Origin of the sequence: Crossiella sp. CA198 (genome assembly GCF_052078295.1) — a bacterium.
Classification (GTDB): domain Bacteria; phylum Actinomycetota; class Actinomycetes; order Mycobacteriales; family Pseudonocardiaceae; genus Crossiella.
Genome location: NZ_JBQJIM010000023.1, coordinates 32779 through 45588 on the forward strand (window position 1 = coordinate 32779; position 12810 = coordinate 45588).

The window sequence follows — 12810 nt, forward strand, 5'->3', positions numbered from 1 at the left end:
CCGGTCAGCGCGGCGCGCTCCGCAGCGCGTCGGACAGCGCGACCAGTTCGCGCACATCGGCTTCCAGGCCCTCGGCCCGCGGGATCGCCACCGGCACCGCGTGCACCGCGGCCGGGATGCCTGCCGCGTGTGCCCGCAGCGCGGCGCGCAGCTGTTCGGCCAGCGGCAGGCCGGCCCGGCGCGAGCAGCCCAGGTACGGGCTGATCCGCACCAGCCCGTCCCGGCATTCGATCACCCGCCGGTAGTAGCGGCGGTGCACCCCGCGTAACCCGTACAGCTCGCGCAGGGTGTTGGCGGGCAAGGACTCCAGCGTGTCCTGTGGGAACCGCTCGTGCAGGATCGTCCACAGTGGATAGAGCCGCCGGTACAGCAGCAGGTGTTGCCACCACACGCCCAGCCCGGCCACCCGCATGCCGGCGGCCGGATAGCACACCCCGGCCAGGAACAGCACGATCCCCAGCAGTACCAGCGTGATCCCGATGTCGACGAACCAGCGCGGCGCGAACCCGCCGGCCCAGCGGATCAGCACGGTCGGCAGGAACACCAGGTCGGCGGCCACGATCCCGGCCAGGCCGACCGCGGCCAGCCGCAGCCCGCGGGCCAGCCGGGGTTCGGCGCCGCGGGCGTGCCGCAGGGTCCAGACGCAGGACAGCGTGAAGCCGAACACCACGTAGAGGTTGGAGGTCAGGAAGAACACCGCGATGCTGGTCACCGACTGGTCGTTGGTGTCGGCTGACGGCGGAGTGAGCGCCGCGGTCACCAGCAGCACCGTCACGGCCACACCCAGTGGCACCGCGCACCAGCGGGCCCGCCGCCGGGCCAGCTCCTCCTCCAGCGCGGAGTGCAGGAAGAACACGATCAGGAAGTTCACCGCGATCAGGAACAGGGAGTGCTGGAGGAACCGGGAGGCCATCGGTGGCAGCCCGAGGAAGGTGACGTGGTCGTTGGCCAGCGCCTGGAACGGGTAGGCCACCGCCCAGCAGGCGACCACGCCGACGATGGCGCGCAACCGGATGTCGTGCGGGCGGCGGGCGAGCAGGAACAGCACCCAGGTGAGGGTGAGGTAGGTGGCGATCGGGTAGACCGCGGTCACAACCAGCCCACCGCTTCACCGGAGAGGCTGCGGCTGATCCGCCGCGCGGGCAGTGTGCTGGAGCGCCCGGGATTGACCCGCCCGGCCACCGCCGACCACTCCAGGATGATGGTGGCCAGCGCCTCGGCCTCGTACTCGGCCGCGGTGGTGTAGTGGGTGCGCCGGAACAGCGCCCGCTCCGGCGTGGGCTCGTGCCCGGCCAGCAGGTGGCTCAGCTCGTGCAGGATGATGTGATCCTGGTGCGCGGCGGAGGTCTCGGCCTGGAAGTGGATGTGGTCGGCCTCGGCGCCCGCGGTCCACGCGCCGAACGGGCCGGGCACCGGAAACCGGTGCGGCATCAGGTGAATCGGCCGCCCGCGGCGTTCGCCGACCCGGCGGCACAGCTCCCGCACGTCCAGTGGCGGCCGCAGGCCCAGCTCCCTGAGCAACCGGCGGCACTCCTGGCGCAACCTGCGTTCGTTCACCAGCCGCGACACGGACGCCATGGTGCCAGCAACCTCGCGCGGAGTGCAGGCGTGGCCAGCATGTTTGATGTGGCCGCGGCGACTTCCCGGCTGCCGTACACCCGGCGCTCTCCGGCCGCCGATGCCGCTGACCTGCGTAAAGTCTTCGCCTACTCGGGGGTAATGACCTTTTAGGACGGTCCGCCCGCGGTGATTCTGGCGGAGACTGCCACCCGGTTGGCGGCGGACACATGGCCACATCATCGAACTACCTGGGAAAAGTGAACTTACGGTCACCGGCCAGCCGTAGTCATTGACCCACGAAGTATCGCGACCTAACGTCTCCCGCCACACGGGGGAACGGGGAGCGCCCATGACGACGAATCAGCGCGACCACCCGTCGATCATCCAGGCCGACGGCGAGTACCTGGCCGCCATCGCCACCGGCGGCTTCTATCCCGGCGTGCTGCTGTTCCGCTCCCCGGACCTGGCGCGCTGGGAACAACTCCCGCATCCACTGGAACAACTCGAGATACCGGAATCCGGTGTCCTGCGCGGACCTGCCCTGTCCTATGTGGACGGTGTGTACCACCTGCTGTACAGCACGGTGCTCTCCGCGGGCGGGCACGGCTTCGCCGATTCGCTGATCTTCCACCTGCGCGCCCCCTCGCCGCACGGCCCCTGGTCGCCGCCGGAGTTGTTGCACGCCAAGGGTTTCCAGCCCTCGCTCTACCACGAGGCGGGGCGGTCGTACCTGTTGTGGGCGGAGTGGGACCACCGGCCGGGCCGAGACTCCTTCGGCGGGACCTGGGCGCAGGAGTTCGATCGCGGCGCGCGGCGGCTGACCGGGCGGGCGCACCCGGTGCGCGGCGGTGACCGGGGAGCCCGGCTGCACCGGCGGGCGGGCTGGTACTACCTGGTGGCCGAGGGGATCGCGCTGGCCAGGTCGCCGCACCTGACCGGGCCGTTCCACCCGGATCCGCACGGCGCGCTGGTGGCCGGGGGCGGGGCGGGGTGCCTGATCGAGGGCAGGGCGGGGGAGTGGTGGCTGACGGCGTGGCCGGCGGACGGGTGCGCGCTGGGGCCGGAAACCGTTGTGCGGGCGGTGGAGTGGGCGGGGGACGGGTGGCCGCGGGTCGGCGGACAGCGGCCACGGATCAACCCCACCGCACCTGATCCGGCCCACCTGGCCGACGACTTCGACGCCACCGAACTCGCCTTCTGCTGGCAGTCCGTGCGCCGACCGCCCGACCCAGGCTGGCTCTCCCTTGGCGAACGTCCCGGCTGGCTGCGCCTGCGCGCGGACGAGTCCCCGGCCAGCCGGCACCGGGTCAGCCTGCTCGCCCGCCACCAGCACCAGGACTGCGAGTTCACCGCCGTGCTCGACGCCCAGCCCACGCATTTCCAGCAGCTGGCCGGACTGATCCACTACACCGACCACACCCGCTGGCACTGGCTGCACCTCACCCATCACGAGCACCTTGGCCGCTGCCTCGCCGTCCTGACCAGCGACAACGGTCAGCTCGGCGCCCCTGCCGACCCGCTGCCCTGGCCGAGCGGACCGGTCTGGCTGCGCGCCCTGATCCAGCACGGCGAGCTGCGTTTCACCGCTTCCGCCGACGGCGGGAGCTGGACCGGGATCGGGCCGCCGTTGCCGGTCGCCCGCGGCTTCCTCGGGGTGTGCGCGACCGATCTCACCGGGGCTCGGCTGGTGTGCGATGTAGACCGGATGTCGTTGCGCCCGCTATCCACCCCCAGGTGAGCGCGGAGCCGATGGTGGCGCCCGCGGACACCGTGCCTGGGCCGATCGGGGCGGCCATCGCGTTGCCCGCGGCGTAGAGGCCTCTGATCGGCGAGTCGTCCCAGCACAGCACCCTGGCGTGCGCGTCCACCCTTGGCCCGCCCTTGGTGCCGACCAGTCCGGCCTGCACCGGCATGGCCAGGAACGGGGGTTCGGTGAGTGGGCCGAGGTTGGGGTGCGCTGCGCTCGGGTCGCCGCCGTGGCGGTCGTAGGCGAACGAGCCGCGATCGAACTCCGGGTCGGTGCCCTGGGCCGCGTGCGTGTTGAACTCGGCGATGGTCGCGGTCAGGGTGGCGGCCGGGATGCCGAGCTGGTCGGCCAGTTCGGGCAGGGTGTCGGCCTGGCGGACCTGCGCGGGCAGCGGCTGGCCGGGGTAGGCCCCGGCGAAGGGGTAGCGGGCGCGGAAGTGCGCGTCGGCGATGGCCCAGGCGGGCAGGTTGGCGGGCAGGCCGGTGGCCGGATCGGTCTCGGCGAAGGCCAGCGCCACGTTGTGGCTGGACTCGTTGACGAACCGCCGTCCGGCCTGGTTGACCCAGAGCACGTGCGGCAGCATCCGTTCGGCCAGCACCAGTTCCGGCCGTGGCGAGCCGTCCGCCCAGGTCGAGCCCTGCCGTACCGGCCAGCTCCACGCCTCGCCCAGGTGCCTGAACGACGCCCCGGCCTGGTACGCCAGCCGGATCCCGGAGCCCCGGTTGACCGGCGGTGAGACCGGGTGCCGGAACGGGCCGTGCAACTTCGCCTCGGCCAGGTCGTGATCGTGCTCGAAACCACCGCAGGCCAGGATCACCGCGTCCGCGCGGATGCTCTCGGACGGGGTGCGCACCCCGTCCACCCACCCGTGCTCCAGCGTCAGCTCGGTGACCGGCTGGCCTTTCCGCAGTTGGACGCCAGCCGCCTGGCAGCCGTGCAGCAGCCCGGCGATCAGGCCCTGGCCCAGGGTGACCTGGCCGGTGGTCATCCGGTACTCGATCAGGCCCTGGGGCAGCTGCCCGCCGGTCATCAGGCCGAGCCCGGAGATCTCCTCATTCGTCAGCACCATCGGGAAGGCGGCGGGCCAGAACAGGTCGTCGGCCCGGCCCAGCCCGCCCAGTTCGACCGGCGCCACCTCGATGTTGCGACCGGCCGGTTTGCCGCCGGGGGCCTCGGCGAAGGAGTCCGGGGTGCTCATCGCGGTGAACTCGATCGGGCTGTGCGCCTCGACGAACCGGGCCATCCGCGGCGCGGCGTCCACGAACGCGGTGGCCAGCTCGGGTTCCCGGCCCTCGGTGCGGCCCAGCAGGTAGGTCAGCGCTTCCGCCCGGTCGTCGGACACGCCGAGCGCGGCCATCCGGTGGTTGTCCGGCACCCACGCCTGACCACCGGAGACCGCGGTGGTGCCGCCCCAGTGCGGACTGCCCTCCAGCACGGTCACCCTGGCCCCGCCGACCGCCGCGGCCAGTGCCGCGGACAGTCCGGCCGCGCCCGAACCGATCACCACCACGTCAGTGGTCTCGCTCATGTCCTCGCCCCCGTCCGCCGGGTATCGGATCGTGCGCACCTGGCGTTGTAGTGCCCATGGAACTCGGTATCTACAGCTTCGGCGACCGCAGCCCCGATCCGGTGACGGGCGAGCAGGTCTCCGTGGCCCGGGCCCTGGCCAACCAGCTGGAGCGGATCAAGCTGGCGGACGAGCTGGGCCTGTCCTTCTACGGTCTGGGTGAGCACCACCTGGACCAGTACGCGATCTCCAACCCGGCCACCGTGCTGGCCGCGGCGGCCAGTGTCACCGAGCACATCACGCTCAGCTCCGCGGTCACCGTGCTCAGCACCGAGGACCCGGTCCGGGTCTACCAGCAGTTCACCACGCTGGACCAGCTCAGTCACGGCCGTGCCGAACTGCTGGCCGGCCGCGGCTCGTTCACCGAGTCCTTCCCGCTCTTCGGCGCGGACCTCGGCGACTACGACGAGTTGTTCGAGGAGAAGCTGGCGCTGCTGCTGCGCATTGACCGCGAGGACCCGCTGACCTGGTCCGGGAAGCACCGCACCGGGCTGAAGAACGTGCGGGTGCTGCCCCGACCGTACGGTAGGCGGCTGCGCATCTCCGTTGGCACCGGTGGCAACCCGGAGTCCTCGATCCGCGCGGGCGTGCTCGGGCTGCCCGTGGTCTACGCGGTGATCGGCGGTCAGCCGGAACGGTTCGCGCCGCTGGTGGACCTGTACCGGCGGGCCGGGGCGGCCGCCGAGCACGCGCCGGAGGATCTGCACGTGACCATGGGTGCGATCGGGTTCATCGCGCCGCGCTCGCAGGACGCCAAGGAGATCTTCTACCCGTACTGGCTGCGGACGATGAAGTACGGGGCACAAGCGCGGGGCTGGGCGGTGCCCACCCGGGCCGACTACGACGGCTACACCGAGAACGCGAACGCGCTGTTCACCGGCAGTCCGGAGCAGGTGGCGGAGCGGATCATCAGCGTCGGCAAGCTGGTCGGCGCGAACCGGTACGCGATGCAGATGGACTGGTCCGGGGTGCCGCACGAGCACGTGATGAAGGCGATCGAACTGCTCGGGACCGAGGTGCTGCCGCTGGTCCGGAAGGAGTTCACGGACTGACCGGGCTGCGCTCCACTTTCAAGTTATAGCGGGGTGGGGGGCTTGCGGCAAGGCCCCGGTGGCGGTCCACAATTTCGCTTCGTGCGCCGGCCGGCGTGCGTTCGCGATTACCAAGGGGATTTGCCATGCGGGTTCTGCTGTCGACAATCGGGTCGCGCGGCGATGTGCAACCGGTGGTCGCACTGGCGCTGAAATTGCGCGAACTCGGGCAGGAGGTGCGGATCGTCGCGCCGCCGGACTTCGGCGAGTGGATCGGCTCGCTCGGGATCCCGTTCACCCCGGTCGGGCCGGAGCTGCGCCAGCGCGCCCGGCCCGATCCGGGGAAGCCGCTGGTCCCGCCAACGCCCGAGCAGCGCAAGCAGCTGATGGCGGGGACCGTTCGCGATCAGTTCGCCGCGGTCGGCGAGGCGGCCAAGGGCTGCGATGTGATCGTGGCCTGGTCGGCGTTGCAGATCGCGGCCGCCTCGGTGGCCGAGCACCTGGGAATCCGCTACGTCTATGTCACCTTCTGCCCGAACACGCTGCCCTCCCCGCACCACGGACCGGCCCCATTGGGCAGCCTCGGGCAGAAACCACCCGAGGATCCGGCGCAATTCGCCGAACTCTGGGCGCGGAACGCGGAATTCCTGAACGCGGGCTGGGGCGAGGCGCTCAACACACACCGCGCGGAACTCGGCCTGGCCCCGGTCACCGATGTCCGGAGTTACATGTTCACCGAGCAGCCCTGGCTGGCCGCCGACCCGACCCTGGCGCCCTGGCAGTTGCCCGCCGAGCTGGACGTGGTGCAGACCGGCGCCTGGAGCATGCCGGACGAGCGCCCGCTGCCGCCGGAGGTGACGGAGTTCCTGGACGCGGGCGAGCCGCCGGTGTTCTTCGGCTTCGGCAGCATGCCCGCACCCGGTGACCTGGGTCAGGAGGTGCTCAAGGCGGCGCGCGCGGTGGGGCGGCGGGCGATCGTCTCCCGTGGCTGGGCCGATGTGGAGCTGATCGAGGACGCGCCGGATTGTCTTTCCGTCGGCGAGGTCAACTACGACGCGCTGTTCCCACGGGTCGCGGCGGTGGTGCACCACGGCGGTTCGGGCACCAGCACCGCGGTCACCCGCTCCGGCACGCCACAGGTGATCGTGCCCCAGCTGTATGACCAGCACTACCTTGCCGAGCGGGTGCGGGCCCTCGGCATCGGCTTCGCGCACGCGCCCGGGGCGCCCACGGCGGAATCACTGGTGCGGGCGCTGGAATTCGTGCTGCGGCCGGAGATCGCCGAGCGGGCCGCGCAGGTCGCGCAGCAGGTCCGGACCGACGGCACGCTGGTCGCGGCGCGGTTGCTGCTGGCCGGGGTCCAGCACCCCCGTCCGTAACTCACCGGCGTGTTGGCCGTTGTCGTACCCTGTCTTGGCCGAACCGGTACCACTTGGGCCAACTGGTACGCCCACTTCAGCCAACCCGGCGTACCAGTTGGGCCAACTCGCCGTCCGGAACGGCCAAGACACCGTACGACAACGGCCAACACGATGGCGGGGCTTGTCTAGCAGATCCGGCCGACTACCTGGCGCATGATCTGGCAGACGTCGACGAGGGGTTTCTGCTCGGTGGTGGTGGTCGGCGCGGGTTTGCTGGTGGGCTTCTTCTTCGCGGTGGCGGGCTTGGGATCGGGTCGCTGCGGGGGAGCGGGCGGCGGCGCGATCACCGTGGTCACCACGATGATCGTGGTCTCGGTGGCCGGCGCGGCGGTGGCGATCGGCGCGAGCTGCGCGGCCGCCATCGCCGGTTCCTCCCGCTCGCCGGGCGGGGCGAAGACCACGATGTAGGCGAAGGCCGCCAGCGCGGAACCCAGTCCGACCAGCACCGGCACGAACCGCCGGGCGGCGGGCCGGGCGGCCGCCCGGTGCCGTCCCAGCGGCACCGGCAACGGCGTGCGCGACTCATCGGCCAGCCGGATCCGGTCTCGGCCTGCCTGCTTGGCCACCTGGAGCGCGGCGTCCGCGGCCACCACGTAGGTGGTCAGATCGTCCTCGGGCCGCGGCACCTTGGCACACACCCCGATCGAGGTGGTCACCCGGTCCAGCCGGATGATCCCGCCATCGGTGCTGGGCGCGTCCACCGCGATCTCCCGCACCCCGGTCCGGATCCGATGCGCCACCGACAGCGCCTCGGCCGCGTCGGTCTGGCGCAACAACACCAGGAACTCGTCCCCACCATGCCCGCCATACCGGCCGAGCACATCGGACTCCCGGGTGGAGCGCCGCACGGTGTCCGCCACAGCCTTGATCACCGCGTCACCCGCGATGTGCCCGAACCGGTCGTTGAACTGCTTGAACCGATCAATGTCGATGACCAGCAACGCCAACGAATCCCGCGCCGCGGCGGCCTGGGCGAGTTCGGCCGGCGCCCGCTCGTCCCATCCCCAGCGGTCGAGCAGACCGGTGAGGCGGTCGGTGGCGGCGTGGCCACAGGAGTGGCAGGCCGGATCCACGGGATCGGCGCTCGAACCGGGCGCGGTCATGACTGTGCGAGCCCTCCGTTTGGTGATCAGCACTCGGTGGGGTGTTTGTACCAGCTTCCGTAGGCAAGGGGTTCATGCGTGAGCGGGTGAATCCCGGTTCCACCGGGTGATCACCCGACCGGGTGATGGCCGCTCGAAGGATTGTGAAGTACCGAGTGTTGGCCGTTGTCGTACACCGAGTTGGCCGTTACGGACGCCGAGTTGGCCGTTGTGGACGGTGTGTTGGCCGTTGTTGTACGGCACGTTGGCCGTTGTTGTACGCCGTAGGCACTGCGGTCGGGCGAAGCCCGGGACGGGCGGCGGGGGTGGCTTTTCAAACGTTCCCCGAGCGGTTCCCCATCCCCGTCAGCCTGGAGAGGACACACCGCATCCTGGGCAAGCGGCCTGCAACCTGCTTCCGCGTGCCCGCCCAACCGCAACGGGCCGCTTGCCCAGGATGTGGTTTGGTATCGGAGGGCTGACGGGGATGGGGAACCGCCCACGAGCACTGCTCTTCGCTCTTGACTTTGTTCTTCCCCCCATCCTTTGATTCCTGCCCGTCCGGCGAGGACGCCTGTAGCTCTTGATCTTTTCTCTTGACTGTCAACCCGAAGATCAAAAAGGGATGGCCTCGCCGGCCGGGCAGACCACCGGAGGGGTGGGGCAGATCAAACCCCGGGATGAGCGGGTTGCGGGGCGGGGTTTGGGCTGCCGGGGCCGGTTCCAGCGTGGCTCCGAGGGCTCGCGTGTTCTCCGTACGGCCTTCCGCCAGCCAACCACACCCCGATGAGCGGCCCCCGTCGCGTTGGGTTGGCCGGGCGGCGGTTTGTGTTGCAGGGGCCGCTCATCGGGGTGTGGTCTGCATGCTCCAGGCCGTACGGAGAACACGCGAGGGCCCTCGTCGTGGGGGTTTCACCCCCTGCCCCGTCATGGGGCTCGGGTCCCGGACAAGCTCGGCTTGTCACACCCGGCCCGGCGTCGGCGCCCGGGATTCCGGCCCGTCGTCCCACAACCGCCAACCCGCCGTACGACAACGGCCAACACACCGTCCATAACGGCCAACTCGGCGTCCATAACGGCCAACACTCTGGGGGTGGGGGGTGTGATAGACCTGGGGGGTGGTGGAGTTTAGCTTTCGTGGTCGGTGGGTGGGGCGCGAGGGCGCGATGATCATGGCGATCATCAATCGGACGCCGGATTCGTTTTATGACGGGGGGGCCAACTTCGCTGATGGGGCGGCGATGGCTTCGGTGGCCAAAGCGGTGGCCGAGGGGGCCGACATCATTGATATCGGTGGAGTCAAGGCTGGGCCGGGCACCGAGGTGGGGGTGGCGGAGGAGATTGCTCGGACGGTGCCGTTTCTGGTGGCGGTGCGGGCGGCCTTTCCGGATGTGGTGATCAGTATTGACACCTGGCGGGCTGAGGTCGCGCGGGTGGCCTGTGCCGAGGGGGCTGATCTGGTCAATGACACCTGGGCGGTGGCCGATCCCGCTCTGGTCGAGGTGGCGGCGGAGTTCGGGGCTGGGTTTGTGTGTTCGCACACTGGGGGGCTGACGCCTCGGCATCGGCCGTTTCGGGTGCGGTTCACCGACATTGTGGGGGAGGTGATCGCGGAGACCACCTCGCGGGCGGAAGCGCTGGTGCGGCAAGGGGTTCCGCGGGCGGGGATCTTGATCGACCCTACCCATGACTTCGGGAAGAACACCTGGCATGGGCTGGAACTGCTGCGCCGGGCGGACGAGCTGGTGGATACCGGGTGGCCGGTGTTGATGGCGTTGTCCAACAAGGATTTCATCGGGGAGACCCTGGGCGTGCCGTTGGCGGGGCGGGTGGATGGGACCCTGGCGGCCACCGCCATCGCGGCGTACGCGGGGGCCGCGGTGTTCCGGGCGCACCAGGTCGCGCGCACTCGAACGGTGCTCGATACCGTGGCCACGCTGTTGGCCAACCGGGCAGCGGCTCCGCTGAGCTGAAGGCAGGTCGCGTGGCCATCCTGGACCTCACGCCCGACGAGTTGCTGACCACCACCCGCTCGGTGCGCAAGCGGCTTGACCTGGAACGACCAGTGCCGCGGGAACTGATCGAGGAGTGCCTGGAGATCGCGTTGCAGGCGCCGTCCGGCAGCAATCGGCAGGGCTGGCACTGGGTGGTGGTGACCGATCCGGAGCAGCGGGCCGCGATCGGCGAGTACTACCGCCGCGCGGTGGCGAGCTACCTGGAATCGGGTGGGGCGGCGGGCAAGCTGTTCGCCGAGGACCCGGACCGGGCCAAGGTGCAGACCAAGGTGGGCAGCAGCGTGGCCTACCTCGGGGAGAAGATGGGGCAGGTGCCGGTGCTGGTCATCCCGTGCCTGCGCGCGCCCGCACTGGCCGAGGGCAACCAGGCGGGGCTGTGGGGGTCGATCCTGCCCGCGGCGTGGAGTTACATGCTGGCCGCGCGGGCCCGTGGCCTCGGCAGTGCCTGGACCACGTTGCACCTGGAGTACGAGACGGAGATCGCCGGGCTGCTCGGCCTGCCGTCCGATATCCGCCAGGCAGCGCTGATCCCGACCGCCTACGCTGTCGGCACGGACTTCCGCCGGGCCGCCCGCCAGCCGTTGGCCGAGGTGCTGCACTACGACCGCTGGTGAAATTGTCGGCGGCCGGGGGCATGATGAAGTCGCAGGTTCCGGGTACGGCTGAGCAGGTCAGGGGCAGCAGACGTGGCAAGTGAGTTCACCGCGAACATCCTCCAGCGAGTGGCGCAGGCCGAGGCGGCCGTCCAGGCCGCTCGGGCAGACGGCGATGAGCACCGCGCCGATCTGCACGAGGCCGATCTGGCCAACCTGAAACGGCTGGCCGGGGAGCACGGGGTCGACCTGAGCCGGGAGTCCTGACCGGCGCGGTGGGTGCTTCGGGAATCGTGCTCGGCGTCGATATCGGGACGTCGAGTGCCAAAGGTGTGCTGACCAGCCGGGATGGCCGGGTGCTGGCGCGGGCGAGCCGGGCGCACGTCCTGTCCACGCCCCGCCCCGGCTGGTTCGAGCACGACGCTGACGCGGTGTGGTGGGCCGATTTCATCGCGCTCACCCGGGAACTGCTCCGCCAGGCCGACGAGCCGGTGGCGGCGGTCGCGGTCAGCGGCATCGGGCCCTGTTACCTGCCGGCCGACGGCGCCGGGCGCCCACTGCGGCCGGCGATCCTCTACGGCGTGGACACCAGGGCCACCGAACAGATCGCCGCGCTCAACGCCGAACTGGGCGAGCAGCGGATCCTGGCCCGCGGCGGCACCGCGTTGTCCAGCCAGGCCGTCGGGCCCAAGATCCGCTGGGTGGCCGAGCGGGAGCCGGAGATCCACCGGCGCACCGAACTGTGGTTCATGGCCAGTTCCTACCTGGTGCACCGGCTCACCGGCCGGTTCGTGCTGGACCACCACTCGGCCAGCCAGTGCGATCCGCTCTACGACCTGCACGCCGCCGACTGGGCCCGGGACTGGGCCGAGCTGGTCGCACCCGGACTGCCGCTGCCGGAGTTGTTGTGGCCCACCGAGATCGCGGGCGGGATCACTGCCGAGGCGGCGCGCGAAACCGGGCTGCCGCAAGGGATTCCGGTCACCGCGGGCACGGTGGACGCCTGGGCCGAGGCCACCAGTGTCGGCGTCCGCGACCCCGGCGACACCATGATCATGTACGGCAGCACGCTGTTCCTCGTCCAGGTGCCCGAGCAGCCCGCGCCCGCGCCGGAACTGTGGACCACCCGGGGCGTGTTCCCCGGCACGTACAGCCTGGCGGCCGGGATGGCCACCTCCGGCACCATCACCGACTGGCTGCGCGGGCTGGTCGGCGGCGAGTTCGGCACCCTGCTGACAGAGGCAGCCCAGGTGCCCGCGGGCAGCAACGGACTGCTGGTGCTGCCCTACTTCGCCGGTGAGCGCACCCCGATCTTCGACCCGGACGCGCGCGGGATCATCGCCGGACTCACCCTGCGGCACGGTCGCGCCGAGCTGTACCGGGCCGCGCTGGAGGGCGTCGCGCACGGCGTCCGGCACAACCTGGCCGCACTGGCCGCCGCCGGTGGCCAGGCCCGGCGGCTGGTCGCGGTGGGCGGTGGTGCGCAGGGCTCGCTGTGGACCCAGATCGTCACCGACGTCACCGGGTATGCCCAGGAGGTGCCCCGGCACACCATGGGCGCCTGCCTCGGCGACGCGATGCTGGCGGCGGGCGCGCTGGGCGAGGAGGTGGACCCGGGGCGGTGGAACCCGTTGGCGCACACGGTGTCCGTGGATCCGGCGCGGGCCGGGCTGTACGCGGAGTATCACGAGCACTACCTGCGGCTTTATCCGTCCACTGTGGACACCGCGCATTTCCTGGCCCGGCAGCAGCGGCAGTCCGGCGACCACTGAACTGCTGGTAAAAATCACCTCA

Annotated in this window: 11 protein-coding genes; 7 read left to right on the top strand and 4 right to left on the bottom strand. The window is 70.9% G+C overall.

Translation table 11 applies throughout. The features are described 5' to 3' along the window. Nucleotides 1–4: 4 nt before the first annotated feature. Both ACTOWY_RS32885 and ACTOWY_RS32890 read right to left on the bottom strand, forming a co-directional pair. Nucleotides 5–1093: an MAB_1171c family putative transporter gene (locus ACTOWY_RS32885; RefSeq protein ID WP_441313487.1), complete on the bottom strand. Its 1089-nt coding sequence runs from the start codon at nucleotides 1091–1093 to the stop codon at nucleotides 5–7. Next, nucleotides 1090–1557: a hypothetical protein gene (locus ACTOWY_RS32890; protein ID WP_441313599.1), complete on the bottom strand. Its 468-nt coding sequence runs from the start codon at nucleotides 1555–1557 to the stop codon at nucleotides 1090–1092. Before ACTOWY_RS32890 ends, ACTOWY_RS32885 begins: the two co-directional genes overlap by 4 nt. Nucleotides 1558–1909: 352 nt before the next feature. On the opposite strand from ACTOWY_RS32890, the gene ACTOWY_RS32895 reads away from it, so the two are divergent. Continuing rightward, nucleotides 1910–3298 carry a family 43 glycosylhydrolase gene (locus tag ACTOWY_RS32895; protein ID WP_441313488.1) on the top strand — a complete coding sequence of 463 codons (1389 nt, stop codon included), beginning with the start codon at nucleotides 1910–1912 and terminating at the stop codon, nucleotides 3296–3298. Here the strand turns inward: ACTOWY_RS32895 and ACTOWY_RS32900 are convergent. Continuing rightward, nucleotides 3231–4835 carry an FAD-dependent oxidoreductase gene (locus tag ACTOWY_RS32900; protein ID WP_441313489.1) on the bottom strand — a complete coding sequence of 535 codons (1605 nt, stop codon included), beginning with the start codon at nucleotides 4833–4835 and terminating at the stop codon, nucleotides 3231–3233. The two genes, ACTOWY_RS32895 and ACTOWY_RS32900, sit on opposite strands and share 68 nt — an antisense overlap. A gap of 56 nt (nucleotides 4836–4891) precedes the next feature. Here ACTOWY_RS32900 and ACTOWY_RS32905 point away from each other — a divergent pair, with 56 nt between their 5' ends. Together ACTOWY_RS32905 and ACTOWY_RS32910 are read left to right on the top strand one after the other, a co-directional pair. Continuing rightward, nucleotides 4892–5926, top strand: a complete 1035-nt coding sequence (locus ACTOWY_RS32905) for an LLM class flavin-dependent oxidoreductase (RefSeq protein ID WP_441313490.1) — start codon at nucleotides 4892–4894, stop codon at nucleotides 5924–5926. Nucleotides 5927–6051: 125 nt separating this feature from the next. Continuing rightward, on the top strand, nucleotides 6052–7284 hold the full coding sequence (locus ACTOWY_RS32910) for a glycosyltransferase (RefSeq protein WP_441313491.1): 1233 nt from the start codon (nucleotides 6052–6054) through the stop codon (nucleotides 7282–7284). Nucleotides 7285–7451: 167 nt separating this feature from the next. On the opposite strand, the gene ACTOWY_RS32915 is transcribed toward ACTOWY_RS32910, so the two are convergent. Beyond that, complete coding sequence (locus ACTOWY_RS32915; protein WP_441313492.1) at nucleotides 7452–8429, bottom strand: GGDEF domain-containing protein; 978 nt, start codon at nucleotides 8427–8429, stop codon at nucleotides 7452–7454. Nucleotides 8430–9526: 1097 nt separating this feature from the next. Here ACTOWY_RS32915 and folP point away from each other — a divergent pair. The 4 genes from folP to ACTOWY_RS32935 all read left to right on the top strand — a co-directional run bounded on the left by folP (nucleotide 9527) and on the right by ACTOWY_RS32935 (nucleotide 12788). Beyond that, on the top strand, nucleotides 9527–10381 hold the full coding sequence (gene folP / locus ACTOWY_RS32920; protein WP_441313493.1) for a dihydropteroate synthase: 855 nt from the start codon (nucleotides 9527–9529) through the stop codon (nucleotides 10379–10381). Between the two features lie 11 nt (nucleotides 10382–10392). Then, complete coding sequence (locus ACTOWY_RS32925; protein WP_441313494.1) at nucleotides 10393–11037, top strand: nitroreductase family protein; 645 nt, start codon at nucleotides 10393–10395, stop codon at nucleotides 11035–11037. A gap of 72 nt (nucleotides 11038–11109) precedes the next feature. After that, entirely contained in the window at nucleotides 11110–11283 is a 174-nt protein-coding gene (locus ACTOWY_RS32930; protein ID WP_247765286.1) for a hypothetical protein, read from the top strand. An 8-nt stretch (nucleotides 11284–11291) separates the two neighbouring features. Further along, on the top strand, nucleotides 11292–12788 hold the full coding sequence (locus ACTOWY_RS32935) for an FGGY-family carbohydrate kinase (RefSeq protein ID WP_441313495.1): 1497 nt from the start codon (nucleotides 11292–11294) through the stop codon (nucleotides 12786–12788). The last annotated feature ends 22 nt before the right edge of the window (nucleotides 12789–12810 follow it).